The following is a 15215-nucleotide window of genomic DNA, read 5'->3' as shown; positions in this document are numbered from 1 at the left end:
TCTATATGATTGTTATGCTGCTTGTTCGCCTGAAAGAATTTCTAAAATCTCACTAACGCTGTTAGTGGATGTTAGTTTTTCAATGGCACCAGGTTCATCAAGCGCATTGGTAATAGAGGTAATTACTTGTATGTGCTCGTCATTTTTAGCTGCGATACCGATAACCAATTTAGCTACATCATCTTCGTCTTCAGTGAATTGAACACCTGATGGATACTGACAGATGACGATGCCTGTTTTGATTACACGGTCTTTGGCTTCTATTGTTCCATGTGGTACGGCAATAGATTCACCAAGATAGGTTGGTACTAGTTTTTCACGATCAAACATCGCTGCTACATATTCTGGTTCTGCGTAGCCAAGAGATACAAGTTGTTCTCCGGCGTATTGAATGGCTTCTTCTTTTGTTTTGAAGGTTAGTCCAAGGTGAATATTTTTTTCTTCAATTTGAAATGGCTGTGCTTTTTGTGGTTCAAAAAACTCATCATTCGCTGCTACTGGAGAGACTTGTGGTATTTCATCATCGTTCGCGGCTTCTGGGTAAGTTGATGCCATGATACGTGCAACTAAATCGTTGTAGATATGGCTATCTAAGAAGTTAGTAAGTGAAATATGCTCTGCATTTTCTGCGTGCTTACGTGCACGGTCCGTTAAATCTTTATGAGTAATCACAATATCGACATCCGTAGGTAAGTTATTGATAGCACAGTTTGTTACGCTAATGTTTAGGCCTGCTGCTTGGACTTTTTTACGAAGAAGTCCGGCACCCATGGCACTTGAACCCATGCCGGCGTCACACGCTACGATGATTTTTTGGATATTATTTAATTTAGGTGAATTACTTTTCTCAGCAGTAATGCCAGAAGCCTTGCCTTTTGAGCCTGATTTCATATCACGCATTGCTGCAGTGGCGTCATCTAATGACGTACCGTCATCTTCATCTGATGTTGTCTGCATTTTCATTAGTAGTGCAGCTACAGTAAATGAAACTGCTGTTGCTGATAAAATTGAACAGATAACCCCGATAGCTGATGCTTTTGGTGTTAGTAATAAAATAGCAAAGATAGAACCTGGAGACGCTGGAGCAACCATACCTGCATTAAATAGAGTTAAAACAAATACTCCTGTCATGCCACCTGCAATAGCAGCAAGGATTAGACGTGGATTCATTAAAATGTATGGGAAGTAAATTTCATGGATGCCACCAAAGAAATGGATTATTGATGCACCACCAGCTGTTTGTTTTGCAGAACCTTTACCAAAGAACATGTAAGCAAGAAGAATACCTAAGCCTGGACCTGGATTCGCCTCAATTAAGAAGAAAATAGATTGACCAACATCGTTTGCTTGTTGAATACCAAGAGGAGAGAAAATACCGTGGTTAATCGCGTTATTTAGAAATAGAATTTTTGCGGGTTCAACAAAAATAGAAGTCAGCGGAAGAAGACCAGCTTCTACTAGGAAATTTACGCCCCCTGCAAGGCCGGCTGATAATACTTTAACAAAAGGACCAATAAAGTAGAAAGCAACAATCGCACATAGCATACCAATAATGCCGGCTGAGAAGTTGTTTACTAGCATTTCAAAGCCGCTTTTGATTTTACCATCGACTTTTTGATCGAACAGTTTAATCGCTAGGCCACCCATAGGACCAACCATCATTGCGCCCATGAACATTGGAATATCAGTACCGGCAATGACACCCATTGTTGTAATAGCACCAACGATAGCACCACGTTCGCCGCCAACTAATTTACCACCGGTATAACCGATTAGTAGTGGAAGTAGATATGTAATCATTGGGCCAACAAGTTTCGCTAATGCTTCGTTAGGGATCCAACCTGTTGGGATAAATAAAGCAGTGATAAAGCCCCATGCGATAAACGCACCGATATTAGGCATTACCATATTTGATAAAAAACGACCAAAATTTTGTATCTTGATCTTTGCATCTGGTGATATCATAAGTGATTCCCCGTTTGAGGTTTTATTAAATATTCTAAAATGGCTCGCCAAAGCCATTGGTTAATTTCTAAGTACAGACATAATTTACCATAGATTTTTTAATAGAACCGATAACGGGAAATTCGTGATTCTCTCCACAAAACCTCAGCAACTAATCCAAATAAAGTAGATCTCCATAACGTTATTGATATGAAACTTTACAACAAATAGTTAAAAGCAATATTGTCAATAATAATAAATCGTGCAACGTCACATTTATTGGTATCCACCTAGAGGGAAAAAGGTGATGCGAATCACTTATTTTGAATTTATATTTAAATAATAAAACCCCAACAAGATCTAGATCTCACTTTGATATTTCTTTCACGATTCGAATTAAATGGCTTCATTGTTAATACCTTAAAGTGAAACTTTATTACAAATATAATTACCCCTTAAGGGGTGAGGGGTATTAAGGTCTATCTTGGTTAATCATGGGTGTCGTTTACCAAAAGCAAAGAATTTAGGTTTTAAAAAGACTGTGAATGTTCTGAATAGAAGAAGGACGTAGGAAAATAAAAGCGGATGAATTTACTAACTAGGGGATATGAGACGATGTGGTTAATCAAATTAAAAAAAAGGAGAACATTATGTTCTCCTTTTTTTATTTAATTGAAGTCAAAAATTACACGTGAGTGATGTTTTCAGCTTCTAATTCTTTAAAGTACTTAACTGTTTTCACTTTCAGTTCTTGTTGTGATGCATCATCACAAACGATTACTGATTTAGGGTGAAGTTGAAGCGCAGAAACTGTCCATAGGTGGTTTACTGAACCTTCAACAGCAGCTTGTAGTGCAAGAGCTTTATTGTGGCCAGTAATTAGGATCATGATCTCAGCAGAATCAAGTAGAGTACCAACACCGATTGTTAACGCGTACTTAGGTACTTGGTTGATATCGCCATCGAAGAAACGAGAGTTAGCAATACGGGTATCTTCAGTCAGTGTTTTGATACGAGTACGAGATGCTAGAGAAGAAGCAGGCTCGTTGAATGCAATGTGACCGTCGTTACCAACACCACCCATGAATAAGTTAATACGACCGTAAGACTTAATTTTGTCTTCGTAACGTTGGCATTCTTCTTCGTGGTTATCAGTGTTACCGTTTAGAAGGTTAATGTTTTCTTCTTGGATATCTACATGGTTGAAGAAGTTTTCAAACATGAAAGTACGGTAAGATTCAGGGTGGTTAGCATCAAGACCGATGTACTCATCCATGTTGAATGTTACTACGTTCTTAAAGCTTACTTTACCCGCTTTATGCAGTTCGATTAGCTTTTTGTAAGTATTAAGAGGAGTACCACCAGTTGGAAGACCAAGAACGAATGGACGATCTGCTGTTGGGTTAAACTCATTGATGCGGTTAACAATGTGCTGTGCTGACCATGCGCCTACTTGTTCTGCTTGGTTTAATGGAATAAGTCTCATCATATACCTCAAAAAATTAATGTAATAGTTTGCTTAATTGCGTTAATTCGCATTGTAAAATAAGTATCTTCGTAATGCTAATGATTTTGGTCAATAAAGGACCTAAATTATTTAACCGAGCTCACACTTTGCTGCAAATGCTGTATAAATGGCTCTGCTTTCATAAATCCTGTTAATCGAGCGTCAGATAAATAATTCCCATTTTCATTCCAAAAATCGATGGTTGGTAAACCAAGAACTTTTAGTTGTTGTAGCAGTGCAATATCTTCAGGGCTATTTTTGGTTACGTCTGCCTGCAGTAAAATAAACTCACCTAAAAGTGGTTCTACTTTTTCATTGTGAAAGGTGTATTTTTCAAACTCTTTACACGCGACGCACCAGTCAGCATAAAAGTCGAGCATGACTGGTTTTCCTTGGGCTTTGGCTGCTTCCAACTCTCTGTTTAAGTCTTCAATCGTACTTATCTTTTTAAACGTCACTGCTTGAGTGGTGGTGTTTACTTCTGTATTGCTTTTCCCTGAAATAGCATCAATCACCGGAATTGCTGAGCCAACAATACCTAAGATCGCGATGATCCCAGCAACACTTGTTTTCCAAGATTGAGGCATGGTTGCTTTGACATGATAGAGCCAACCAAACGCAGCAACGCCAAGAGCAGACCAAATAAATGGTGTGATGCTATGAGGAAGAATACGCTCTAGTAGGAAAACAGGAACAGCCAGTAAAATAAAACCAAACAGTGTTTTTACATGAGTCATCCAAACACCGGCTTTTGGTAGCAGTTTATTACCAAATACAGCGGCTAGAATTAGTGGGATACCCATACCAATAGCCAGAGCATAAAGGGCAACAGCACCCGTTAGTAAGTCTCCACTTTTGGCAACGTACAACAGGGCTCCAGACAGTGGTGCAGTGGTGCATGGTGAGCAGACTAAACCTGAGATTGCGCCCATTGCAAAAACGCCACCTAGGTTACCGCCTTTTTGCTGGTTACTAATGTCATTTAATTTAGTTTGTAGGCTACTTGGCAGTTGAATGGTGTAAGCCCCAAACATTGATAGGGCAAGCAGAACAAACATGATGCTCAAACCAATCAATACATAAGGATGCTGTAGTGCCGCTTGAAATTGCATGCCCGCCGAAGCAACCACCAACCCAAGTAAGGTGTAAGTTAATGCCATGCCTTGCACGTAAACAAAAGAGAGCTTGAAAGCTTTGCCATGAGACAGTTTACCGCCACCTAAAACAATACCCGTTAAGATAGGGTACATAGGCAGTACACAAGGTGTGAACGCAAGTCCAATACCAAGCGCTAAGAATAAAAATGGAGTCCACCAAGCATCACCCAAGTTGTCAGCCAGTTCTTGCTGTTGAGTTTGAGAGACTACTTTTGGTTCAGGAGCCAACGATGTGTTCTTTTCTACGCTAACCGGTGCGCTATCACTTTTTGCCACAACATGGGTGTTGGCCGTTTCATCTTGATACGAACTTAACCCTGTTAGTGCGGATAGTGGAATTTTACGGATCTCAGGTGGATAACAGAATCCGGCTTTGGCACAGCCTTGGTATCGCACGGTTAACTCTGCATTATCACTAACCGAGATAAGAGGAACTGTGATCGTAAGCGGTTCTGTATATATGTTTACATTACCAAAAAATTCATCGTTATGAGGTGTACCTTCTTCCATGACTAAATTCGCAATTTCAGCGCCATTCGCAGTAACTGAAATTCGTTGTTGATAAAGGTAGTAATCAGGCATTACTTGCCAATCTAAATAGACACGATCCCCTTGCTGCATGAAATTAAATGGGAAAGCTTCATTCACTGTCACAAAAGAAGAGGTTTGCTCACCTTGTAATTTAGTCAGGTCAAAAGACGCGACAGCTTGAGGAGCAAAGGAGCTGAATAGAATGAAAAATGATAAAAGGGCTGCTCGAAAACGGAGTAAGTTCGTCATGTGAAAGTCTTTATAAAAATAGATATGGATATGACTATCGAAATGGTCAAGAGTTCGGCAAGTATAGTATCAATTACGTTAATGATCTGCTCATTTCTCTTCGGTACTTGGTGTAATTATTTTTTATTTGTCACGGTTTCGAGATCCCTACGACACTCTTTTGTCTGCTTAGAAACTATGCTTGTTGCGATGATTAATTAATAGAATGAGCCATAAGAGGACTGCGTGATGAAATACAAACATATCCTTGTTGCATTAGATCTTTCCAAAGAGAGTCATGTGTTGATTGATAGAGCCGTTTCAATGGCGGAGTTATTAAATGCAAAAGTTTCTTTTATTCACATTGATGGAACTCATGGTGAGATTTATCCAGATTTAATTGATATACAGGCTGACCCTGAGCGTAAGCCATTAAATGAACCATCAAATAAATGGTTGACTGACTTTCAGCAATATACCGATTTCCCGATTGAAAGCTTTTGGGTAGGGACGGGGGATCTGAGCCATAAAGTTGAAGCTGCAGTGAAAGCGCATGAGATCGATTTATTGATTTGTGGGCATCATCATGACTTTTTAAGTAAAATAATTTCGTATTCTCGACCGTTAATTCATCATACTCCAGTCGATATTTTAGTTGTCCCGATCAGCTCATAAAGAACGGGCATAAAAAATGGCAGCTAATATTAGCTGCCATTTTGGGAGGTATATATGCATTTTCTTAATTAAAGAATAATACCGCCGAATACAAAACCTAGTGCAACAGACGTTGAAATCGTTGCAACACCCGGAATAAAGAATGGGTGGTTAAATACAAGATTACCAATACGTGTTGAACCGGTGTCATCCATTTCAACCGCAGCAAGTAGCGTTGGGTAAGTAGGAAGAACGAACAGTGCGCTTACTGCAGCAAACGAAGCAACTGCCGTAATTGGAGCAACACCAATCGCAAGGGCTGCAGGCATTAGAGCGGTAGTTGTCGCGCCTTGAGAGTAAAGAAGCATTGAAGCAAAGAATAAAACAATTGCTAGCATCCACGGGTATTGTGCAAGGATCTCTGCTGAGAACTCTTTGATTTCACCAATGTGAGAAGAGACAAACGTATCACCAAGCCACGCAACACCAAGAACACACACACACGCACTCATGCCTGATTTGAATGTTGCCGCGTTAGCAATTTTAGATGCATCAATTTTAGTGAACGTCACGATAGCAGCAGCAGCGGTTAGCATTAATGCCATAATAGCTTCGTTACGACCAATGGTTGGGTGTTCAATCAGACCAACACTGCCACTGATCATGGTTGCATAAGCAACAACCGCAACGATAGCAACACAGAAGATATAAACAGATGCTTTTGCCGTAGGTAAGATTTCACGTTTACCTGCGCCGTTCATTTTAATTAGGCCTTTTGCAAGACGCTCTTGATAAACGACGTCATCTTTCAATTCACAGCCTAGGAAGTTAGCAACGAATGCACCAACCATACACGCTAGGAATGTAGATGGAATACATACTGCTAATAGCGTTAAGTAATCCACACCTAATGGCTCAAGGATACCAGAGAAGAAAACAACCGCCGCTGAGATTGGAGACGCAGTGATTGCAATTTGAGAAGCAACAACAGCGATAGAAAGTGGGCGAGAAGGGCGAACACCTTGTTCTTTAGCTACTTCTGCAATAACAGGAAGTGTAGAGAATGCAGTGTGACCTGTACCTGCTAGCATCGTCATGAAATAAGTCACGATTGGTGCGTAGAAAGTAATGCGTTTTGGATTTTTACGTAAGAATTTCTCTGCTAGGTCAACCAACCAATCCATACCACCAGCCACTTGCATAGCAGCAATGGCAGTAATTACAGACATGATGATTAAAATAACGTCGATAGGGATAGAACCTGCGTCTAGTCCTAAGATCATGGTAAGAACAAGTACGCCCGCACCACCCGCAAAACCGATACCGATACCGCCAATACGTGCACCTAAATAGATGAACAGTAGTACGACAAGAAGCTGTACAGCAATCATAGATAACTCCAGTGTTTAAATTTAAAATAATTATTCAGATTTTTATTGCACAGCTATATACAGCAAACCAATAAAAGTATGAATGATTACTTATCTTTTTATAAATAAAATATTGAGAAGATAAAAAAAGCGAGCTTCAGTGAGCTCGCTATTTGAGGTGTTACGGATTAATCGTAACGTTTTGCTTTGTATTGCGGGTGCATCAGGTTTTCTACTGAGAAGATGTCATCTAACTGTTCTTCTGTTAGAAGGCCACGTTCAAGAACTACATCACGAACGTTTTTGCCTGTTTCAGCACAAATCTTACCAACAATGTCACCTTCGTGGTGGCCAATGAATGGGTTTAGGTAAGTAACGATACCGATAGAGTTAAATACGTGAGCTTCACATACTTCTTTGTTTACAGTAATACCGTCGATACATTTGTCACGTAGGTTTACACATGCATTTTTCAAGATTTCGATAGATTCGAAAAGAGCTTGGCCAATAACAGGCTCCATTACGTTTAATTGCAGTTGACCAGCTTCAGCAGCGAAAGTCACTGTAGTATCGTTACCAATTACTTTGAAACATACTTGGTTTACAACTTCTGGAATTACTGGGTTTACTTTAGCAGGCATGATTGAAGAACCAGCTTGAAGCTCAGGTAAGTTCAATTCATTAAGGCCAGCACGAGGACCAGAAGAAAGAAGACGTAAGTCATTACAGATTTTAGACATTTTAACCGCAGTACGTTTTAGCGCACCGTGGATCATAACGTAAGCACCACAGTCAGATGTTGCTTCGATTAAGTCTTCAGCAGCAACACACTCTAGGCCTGTAACTTCAGCTAGGTGACGAACTGCCGCTTCTTGGTAACCAGTCGCAGCGTTTAAGCCAGTACCGATTGCTGTAGCGCCGATGTTTACTTCTAAAAGAAGTTGCGCTGTGTAGTTAAGGTTTTTCACTTCTTCTTGAAGTAGAACACCCCAAGCGTGGAACTCTTGACCAACAGTCATTGGAACAGCGTCTTGAAGCTGAGTACGACCCATTTTCAGAACGTTACGGAATTCTTGATCTTTAAGATCGAATGCACCTTTTAGGTATTCAATCGCTTCAATTAGTTTCATCATGCTGTTGTATACAGCAATACGGAAACCAGTTGGGTATGCACAGTTAGTTGATTGAGAACGGTTTACGTGATCATTAGGGTTAATGATATCGTATTCGCCTTTCTCTTTACCCATAAGTTCAAGAGCAACGTTAGCAATAACTTCGTTAGCATTCATGTTAACTGAAGTACCAGCACCGCCTTGGAAAACATCTGATGGGAATTGATCCATGCACTTGCCAGTTTCAAGAATTAAATCACATGCTTTGATGATGTACTCACCAACTTGTGAAGGGATAGCACCTAATTCTTTGTTAGCTAAAGCGGCTGCTTTTTTAGTGTAGATCATGCCACGAACAAACTCAGGAACATCAGAAATAGTTACATTTGAAATGTTGAAGTTTTCCATAGCGCGAAGGGTATGAATACCGTAGTAAGCCTCTGAAGGAACGTGACGTTCACCTAGCAAATCTTCTTCAATACGAGTAGCGGTATTTGTTTTTTCTAAATCAAGCATCTGAGTCATAGTAAGCCTTTAAGGTTCTATATTTTAATTATTGGATTCTGTCCAAGTGACCATATCTGCGAGTAGAATCCGTTCGTCAGAAGGTGATCAATATCGTACCTGATGCCTTGTTTTAACGTCATCATACACCTCTTTAGGGGTAAAAGTGTTAAGTTGATCACTTTTTAAGTCTAGTTTTTGCAAAATATTTCAAATTGAGATAATGCTCTCACTAGTTGTTAATATCTTTACTTTATAGGTTATATAACTGCTACTTGAGTTAATGAATTTGGTGGCTGTTTACACTCTTTTACAGAGTTCTTTCTTGAAAATTGAACAGAAGTGCCGCATCTATCATAATAGAGAGATAAAAAGTGGTTTGCGGTTAATGCCTGCTACACTAAATAAAGAAATATAAAGCGAAAGATCGTCTTAAATCCAATCGAGGTGTGTTGTGTTTCCTATTTTATTACTGATGTTTATTTTTGTTCCCATTATTGAAATTGCACTGTTTGTGCAAGTGGGGGGCATGTTGGGTATGTGGCCGACGCTTGGGTTGGTAATTATCACTGCGTTTGTTGGTGCATCATTAGTGCGAAGCCAAGGTATTCAAACGTTAATGTCAGTACAATCAAAATTACAACAAGGCGAGTTACCTGCACAACAAATTGTAGAAGGCGTTATGTTGGCGGTTGCTGGCGTGTTATTGCTTGTTCCTGGCTTTATGACAGATGCATTAGGTATGTTGGTGTTATTGCCGGCACCAAGAGCATATTTAGCAAAACAATTAATGAGTCGTGTAAAAGTGAATGGTATGGGAGCATCACAAGGTGGATTCCATGCAGGTTTCGGCGGTGGATTTGACCAAAACGGGCCTTTTAATCAAGGCAATCCATTTGATCAGGCAAACCACAATGATCAGCAAGGCGATGTATTTGAAGGTGAGTTTCAGCGTAAAGAAGACGATCCGAATAAAACCCTAAAATAATCACCGATATATAAATTGAATTAAAAAAGCCGCGCTCTCTTTCTATATGAATTGAGAACGCGGCTTTTTTACTGTCTGAACTTACTGATTAATTAAGCCCTAACGTTTTAACCAAGAACGAGGATTTTGTGCTTTGCTGTTACGGCGGATTTCAAAGTACAGGGAAGGTCTATCTTGACCGCCACTGTCACCAACGACGGCAATGGTTTCACCTGCGCGTACTTTATCGCCTTCCTTCTTCATTAAGCTTTGATTATAGCCATATAAGGTCATATCACCTTTACCGTGGTCAATCAGAACCATTAAGCCATAACCACGTAACCAATCAGCAAAAACAACTTTTCCTGAATCAACAGCTTTTACTGGTGCGCCATATTCACTCGCTAACACCATGCCTTTCCAAGTTAATTGGCCAGTTTGTTTCGTCCCAAAACTGTGTAGTGTTTTTGGGTTGCTGATAGGCCAAGGTAAGCGACCTTTTTGGCGGGCGATGCCATCCATAGGCACGTTGTTTTTTGCCTTTGCTTTTGCGATGGCAACTTTTAAGCGTTTTTCATTTTGCTGTAGTTCATTTAAATAGCCATTTTCGTTTGAAATGCGTTTTTTGATACTTGAAACGGTGCTCTTACGTTTGTTTTGCGATGTTTGAAGGGTCGTTTTCTCTTTTTTGTATTGAGCAAGTAACTCACTTTGTCGCTGCTGCTGTTTAAGAAGAGACGCTTCTTTCTCTTTTAGTTGCATGGTTGTGAATTCTAGTTGAGAAATAGCGCCGACTCTGGCTTCAGAAATTCGTTGTGCATATTGAGTCATACGATCTATTTTAGTGACATCGTCGCCACTCAATACGTTGGATAATTGGTTGTTACGGCTAGTAAGATAATAGTTAACCAGTAAATCTTTTAATATCTCGATTTGCCCAATTTGTTGTTGAGCTAATTCAGATTGCTGTTGTTTTAGTTTTGAAATGGACAATTTTACGTCATCCAGATCTTTTTCGGCACGACGAGCTTTCTTTGAGGCGTTAGCGATTGAGAGTTCATGTTTTTTAAGACTCGATTGCAGACTGGTCAGTTCTTTTTTTTGTTTGCTTAATACTGAGTTTTGGCGTGATATTTCTTGTTTCATCCCTTTTAACTCTGCGTCGTTAGCATGAGCTGAAATCGGAAGAGTAAGTGTCAGGCACACTAACGCCGTCGTACAAATTTGACGACAAGAGAAAAGCGTATTCATAAGGGATATTTTCATCATTGCATTATTTCAGATAGAGTTGAGTCTGACTAGACTGAGTTGATGTTTGGTCTCAATTGTAAAACCAATATCACAGCATTTTCGTTGTGTCGGCCTGTTTTTTTATCCTCGCTAGTCTCGGAACAAACCCTAGGGTATACTTTCGACTTAATTTTAGAGCCCACGGTAACTGAATCGCGTGAACGCATCAGATTATCTAAAACATTAGAGATAAAGAATATGGAAACGTCAATCATCGATTTTGTAACCAACAACATGATTTTAGCTGTTGTTTGGGTTGGTATTATTGTTGCGTTAATTCAGAACGTAGTAAAGCAAAAAACATCAGGCTACCAAGAGGTTGATCCTGCACAAGCAACAACCTTAATGAATCGTGAAGACGCGATTGTTGTAGATGTTCGCTCTAAAGATGAGTTCAAATCAGGTCACATTACGGATGCACGTCACATTTTACCAAGCGATATCAAAGCGGGTAACTTATCTGGTCTTGAAAACTCAAAAACAACCCCAATTATTGTGGTATGTAAAACAGGCCAAACGGCTCAAACTGCTGCAAATGATTTGCATGCTGCAGGCTTTGAGCAAGTTAAATTACTTAAGAATGGCCTAATCTCTTGGAATGAAGCTAACCTACCGTTAGTTAAAGGTAAAAAGTAATTGCTGATTTCCTAGGCAACTGATTCATATTGATGTGATATCTGGCTCATTTTTTAGATATCACGAATGCAGAGTAATATTACATCGTTATTCTGCGTTCATACATATTTAAATAGAAAGGACTTTTCCCATGGCTGAAGCAGCACAACAAGAACAACAAAACTTTGCAATTCAACGTATCTTCCTAAAAGACGTTTCTTTTGAAGCGCCTAACTCACCAACTATGTTCCAAAAAGAGTGGAATCCAGATGTTAAACTGGATCTTGATACTCAAAGCCGTGAACTAGGCGAAGGTGTTTATGAAGTTATTCTTCGTCTAACAGTTACTGTTAAGAACGAAGAAGAAACTGCATTCTTATGTGAAGTTCAACAAGGTGGTATCTTTACTGCTGGTCAAATGGAAGAAGCTCAACTAGCACATTGCCTAGGTGCATTCTGCCCGAACATCCTTTTCCCATATGCTCGTGAAACTATTTCAAGCTTAGTGGTTAAAGGTACGTTCCCACAACTTAACCTTGCGCCAGTTAACTTTGACGCATTGTTCATGAACTACCTACAAAACCAAGCTCAAGAAAACGCAGAAGCACCAGCTCAAGCGTAATCTTGAATATAATAAGTTGATAGTATTTGCTATTGATTAATTTGTAGAGAATAAATGCACTTTTTTATCTAATATGGTCCTATATTTTTGTATAGCTTCTATATTTTGATAACAAGTGCATTTTGTTTTTATTACCTAGTATCTTTTGATACTTGTTTTGGATGGTCACTATGACAACACAAACTGATTACTCTGATATTTCAATGACCGTGCTTGGTGCCGGTTCATACGGAACTTCTCTTGCTATCTCTCTTGCTCGTAATGGCGCAAAAGTCATTTTATGGGGACATGAAGAGACGCACATGGCTCGTTTAGAAGCGGACCGTGCGAATGAAGAGTTTCTACCTGGTGTTGCTTTCCCACCATCATTAATCATGTCTACTGATCTTGAAAAATCAGTGCAAGCAAGTCGTGATTTACTTGTTGTGGTTCCAAGTCATGTATTTGGTTTGGTGTTAGGTAATGTGAAACCATTCTTACGTGAAGATTCTCGTGTGTGTTGGGCGACAAAAGGGCTAGAGCCTGAAACAGGTCGTTTATTAAAAGAAGTGGCAGTAGAGGCTTTAGGTGAATCACACTCACTGGCCGTACTTTCTGGACCTACTTTTGCTAAAGAACTTGCTTCTGGTATGCCAACAGCGATTGCAGTTGCATCACCTGATCAGCAATTTGTAAAAGATCTTCAAGAGAAGATCCACTGTTCAAAAACGTTCCGAGTATACGCAAACAATGATTTCACTGGCATGCAGCTTGGTGGTGCGGTGAAAAACGTGATCGCTATTGGTGCTGGTATGTCTGATGGTATTGGTTTTGGTGCTAATGCTCGTACGGCATTGATCACTCGTGGTTTGGCTGAAATGACGCGCTTAGGCGTAGCGTTAGGAGCTGAAGCTGAAACCTTTATGGGCATGGCGGGTCTTGGTGATCTAGTTCTTACTTGTACCGATAATCAATCACGTAACCGTCGCTTTGGTTTAGCGTTAGGTAAAGGTGGTGATGTTGATAGTGCACAGGAAGAAATTGGCCAAGTTGTTGAAGGTTATAGAAATACTAAAGAAGTCTTTTTACTTGCAGAACGTATGGGTGTGGAAATGCCTATAGTTGAGCAAATTTATCAAGTATTGTATCAAGGGAAAGATGCAAGAGTTGCTGCGCAGGATTTATTAGCACGCGACAAAAAATCAGAATCATAATTCAAGGATGGTATGAAAATGAAAGAATGTAAGAAACATAAAGTATGGGAATGTATTGTTCAAGAAGCGCGTGAGCAATCAGAACAAGAACCCATGCTTGCAAGCTTTTATCATGCCACCATTATTAAACATGAAAACCTTGCTGCGGCATTAAGTTATATTCTTGCTAATAAATTAGCCACGGCATCTATGCCTGCTATGGCGGTACGAGAAGTTGTAGAAGAGGCATTTGCTTCAGATCCTAGTTTAACGGATGCGGCTGCTTGCGATATCTGTGCGACGGTCAATCGAGATCCTGCTGTTTCTATGTATTCGATGCCTTTGTTGTATTTAAAAGGGTATCACGCTCTGCAAGGTTATCGTGTGTCAAATTGGTTGTGGAAGCAAGGACGTGTTGCACTTGCGACGTATCTTCAAAATGAAATTTCAGTCGCTTGTCAGGTAGATGTTCACCCAGCGGCAACCATTGGTAAAGGGATCATGTTTGACCATGCTACGGGCATTGTTATTGGTGAAACCGCGGTGGTTGAAAATGACGTTTCTATTTTACAAGACGTAACGCTTGGTGGTACAGGTAAAGAGTGTGGTGATCGTCACCCTAAGATCCGTGAAGGCGTTATGATTGGCGCTGGTGCGAAGATTTTAGGTAATATTGAAGTGGGCATTGGCGCGAAGATTGGTTCGTGTTCCGTTGTTTTACAGGCGGTGCCTCCTCATACAACAGTGGCGGGAGTTCCTGCAAAAATCGTTGGACGTCCAAGTTCTGAAATGCCGTCTTTAGATATGGATCAGCAATTTAATGGGAAATCTCAGACGTTTATTTCTGGTGATGGTATTTAATATTAGATCCAGTTAATCCATTTTATTACTTATCTTTATCGATAAAAAATAGCCACTTAATCGTGGCTATTTTTGTATTTTGACTATGAGAAAAGAGAAATTATAACCCGCCTTCAAATCCCATTTGACGCCATGCTTCAAATACAATAATAGCAACGGAGTTAGACAAGTTTAAACTGCGGCTGTCTGGCATCATAGGAATGCGAACACGTTGCTCCATTGGTAAGCCATCAATCAAATCCGCGGGTAATCCACGAGTTTCTGGACCAAATAGTAGCACATCACCTTTTTGGTAACTTGGGGTTGTATGATGACCGGTGGTTTTAGTGGTGCAGGCAAAGATACGGTGCTCACCTTCACTCTCATTCTCTAAATAATCAAGAAAGGCTGCGTAATTTTTGTGGCGTTTTACATGAGTTAATTCATGATAATCTAACCCAGCACGGCGAAGTTTTTTCTCTTCTAAATCGAATCCTAACGGTTCAATTAAATGCAGATTTGCACCACAGTTAGCAGACAGGCGAATGATGTTACCCGTATTTGGGGCGATCTCAGGTTCGTACAACGCAATATCAAACATAGTGAACTCTTGAATAAACGGAAATTAAACGCAGTATATCTAATTGATTGGTATCGGGGTAGGGCGTACTCGTAACAACATGGCTTACTTTGAGGTAAGCC

At 40.0% G+C, this 15215-nt stretch carries 13 protein-coding genes; 6 read left to right on the top strand and 7 right to left on the bottom strand.

Annotated elements, in window-relative coordinates:
- Positions 1 to 12: 12 nt before the first annotated feature.
- From AC2INI_RS12455 to AC2INI_RS12445, 3 genes are all read right to left on the bottom strand, one after another.
- Positions 13 to 1965, bottom strand: a complete 1953-nt coding sequence (locus AC2INI_RS12455; protein WP_045101048.1) for a PTS mannitol transporter subunit IICBA — start codon at positions 1963 to 1965, stop codon at positions 13 to 15.
- Positions 1966 to 2629: 664 nt separating this feature from the next.
- Positions 2630 to 3430: a glucosamine-6-phosphate deaminase gene (nagB, locus tag AC2INI_RS12450; protein ID WP_486305731.1), complete on the bottom strand. Its 801-nt coding sequence runs from the start codon at positions 3428 to 3430 to the stop codon at positions 2630 to 2632.
- A 107-nt stretch (positions 3431 to 3537) separates the two neighbouring features.
- Positions 3538 to 5388: a protein-disulfide reductase DsbD gene (locus AC2INI_RS12445; RefSeq protein ID WP_486304946.1), complete on the bottom strand. Its 1851-nt coding sequence runs from the start codon at positions 5386 to 5388 to the stop codon at positions 3538 to 3540.
- Between the two features lie 228 nt (positions 5389 to 5616).
- Here AC2INI_RS12445 and AC2INI_RS12440 point away from each other — a divergent pair, with 228 nt between their 5' ends.
- The gene (locus AC2INI_RS12440) at positions 5617 to 6042 is read left to right on the top strand and encodes a universal stress protein (RefSeq protein WP_122033796.1); all 426 of its coding nucleotides are present in this window, start codon (positions 5617 to 5619) and stop codon (positions 6040 to 6042) included.
- Positions 6043 to 6110: 68 nt separating this feature from the next.
- On the opposite strand, the gene AC2INI_RS12435 is transcribed toward AC2INI_RS12440, so the two are convergent.
- A complete protein-coding gene (locus AC2INI_RS12435; protein WP_060992689.1) occupies positions 6111 to 7412 on the bottom strand; it encodes an anaerobic C4-dicarboxylate transporter in 1302 nt (433 codons plus the stop codon).
- Positions 7413 to 7579: 167 nt separating this feature from the next.
- On the bottom strand, positions 7580 to 9028 hold the full coding sequence (gene aspA / locus AC2INI_RS12430) for an aspartate ammonia-lyase (protein WP_060992688.1): 1449 nt from the start codon (positions 9026 to 9028) through the stop codon (positions 7580 to 7582).
- A 433-nt stretch (positions 9029 to 9461) separates the two neighbouring features.
- Between aspA and AC2INI_RS12425 the strand changes: the two genes are divergently transcribed.
- Positions 9462 to 9995 (top strand): FxsA family protein, encoded by a 534-nt coding sequence (locus tag AC2INI_RS12425; RefSeq protein WP_122033795.1) that lies wholly within the window; start codon positions 9462 to 9464, stop codon positions 9993 to 9995.
- Between the two features lie 99 nt (positions 9996 to 10094).
- On the opposite strand, the gene AC2INI_RS12420 is transcribed toward AC2INI_RS12425, so the two are convergent.
- Positions 10095 to 11225 (bottom strand): murein hydrolase activator EnvC family protein, encoded by a 1131-nt coding sequence (locus AC2INI_RS12420; protein ID WP_486304945.1) that lies wholly within the window; start codon positions 11223 to 11225, stop codon positions 10095 to 10097.
- 237 nt (positions 11226 to 11462) lie between these two features.
- On the opposite strand from AC2INI_RS12420, the gene AC2INI_RS12415 reads away from it, so the two are divergent.
- From AC2INI_RS12415 to cysE, 4 genes are all read left to right on the top strand, one after another.
- Positions 11463 to 11900 (top strand): rhodanese-like domain-containing protein, encoded by a 438-nt coding sequence (locus AC2INI_RS12415; protein ID WP_122033794.1) that lies wholly within the window; start codon positions 11463 to 11465, stop codon positions 11898 to 11900.
- A gap of 130 nt (positions 11901 to 12030) precedes the next feature.
- A complete protein-coding gene (gene secB, locus AC2INI_RS12410) occupies positions 12031 to 12501 on the top strand; it encodes a protein-export chaperone SecB (RefSeq protein ID WP_065592917.1) in 471 nt (156 codons plus the stop codon).
- A gap of 161 nt (positions 12502 to 12662) precedes the next feature.
- Positions 12663 to 13694 (top strand): NAD(P)H-dependent glycerol-3-phosphate dehydrogenase, encoded by a 1032-nt coding sequence (gene gpsA / locus AC2INI_RS12405; protein ID WP_122033793.1) that lies wholly within the window; start codon positions 12663 to 12665, stop codon positions 13692 to 13694.
- Positions 13695 to 13712: 18 nt separating this feature from the next.
- A complete protein-coding gene (gene cysE / locus AC2INI_RS12400; RefSeq protein WP_122033792.1) occupies positions 13713 to 14534 on the top strand; it encodes a serine O-acetyltransferase in 822 nt (273 codons plus the stop codon).
- A 100-nt stretch (positions 14535 to 14634) separates the two neighbouring features.
- Here cysE and AC2INI_RS12395 read toward each other — a convergent pair whose 3' ends face one another.
- On the bottom strand, positions 14635 to 15114 hold the full coding sequence (locus AC2INI_RS12395; RefSeq protein WP_122033791.1) for a tRNA (cytidine(34)-2'-O)-methyltransferase: 480 nt from the start codon (positions 15112 to 15114) through the stop codon (positions 14635 to 14637).
- Between the last annotated feature and the right edge of the window lie 101 nt (positions 15115 to 15215).

This window comes from Aliivibrio friggae (assembly GCF_057368515.1).
This window is presented reverse-complemented; position numbering and strand designations above follow the sequence as displayed.

Bases quoted from the DNA above. Each gene is read 5' to 3' on its own strand.
- AC2INI_RS12445 (WP_486304946.1), bottom strand. From the start codon at position 5,388: ATGACGAACTTACTCCGTTTTCGAGCAGCCCTTTTATCATTTTTCATT.
- secB (WP_065592917.1), top strand. From the start codon at position 12,031: ATGGCTGAAGCAGCACAACAAGAACAACAAAACTTTGCAATTCAACGT.
- AC2INI_RS12415 (WP_122033794.1), top strand. From the start codon at position 11,463: ATGGAAACGTCAATCATCGATTTTGTAACCAACAACATGATTTTAGCT.
- AC2INI_RS12435 (WP_060992689.1), bottom strand. From the start codon at position 7,412: ATGATTGCTGTACAGCTTCTTGTCGTACTACTGTTCATCTATTTAGGT.
- nagB (WP_486305731.1), bottom strand. From the start codon at position 3,430: ATGAGACTTATTCCATTAAACCAAGCAGAACAAGTAGGCGCATGGTCA.
- AC2INI_RS12420 (WP_486304945.1), bottom strand. From the start codon at position 11,225: ATGAATACGCTTTTCTCTTGTCGTCAAATTTGTACGACGGCGTTAGTG.
- AC2INI_RS12455 (WP_045101048.1), bottom strand. From the start codon at position 1,965: ATGATATCACCAGATGCAAAGATCAAGATACAAAATTTTGGTCGTTTT.
- AC2INI_RS12395 (WP_122033791.1), bottom strand. From the start codon at position 15,114: ATGTTTGATATTGCGTTGTACGAACCTGAGATCGCCCCAAATACGGGT.
- gpsA (WP_122033793.1), top strand. From the start codon at position 12,663: ATGGTCACTATGACAACACAAACTGATTACTCTGATATTTCAATGACC.
- AC2INI_RS12440 (WP_122033796.1), top strand. From the start codon at position 5,617: ATGAAATACAAACATATCCTTGTTGCATTAGATCTTTCCAAAGAGAGT.
- aspA (WP_060992688.1), bottom strand. From the start codon at position 9,028: ATGACTCAGATGCTTGATTTAGAAAAAACAAATACCGCTACTCGTATT.
- cysE (WP_122033792.1), top strand. From the start codon at position 13,713: ATGAAAGAATGTAAGAAACATAAAGTATGGGAATGTATTGTTCAAGAA.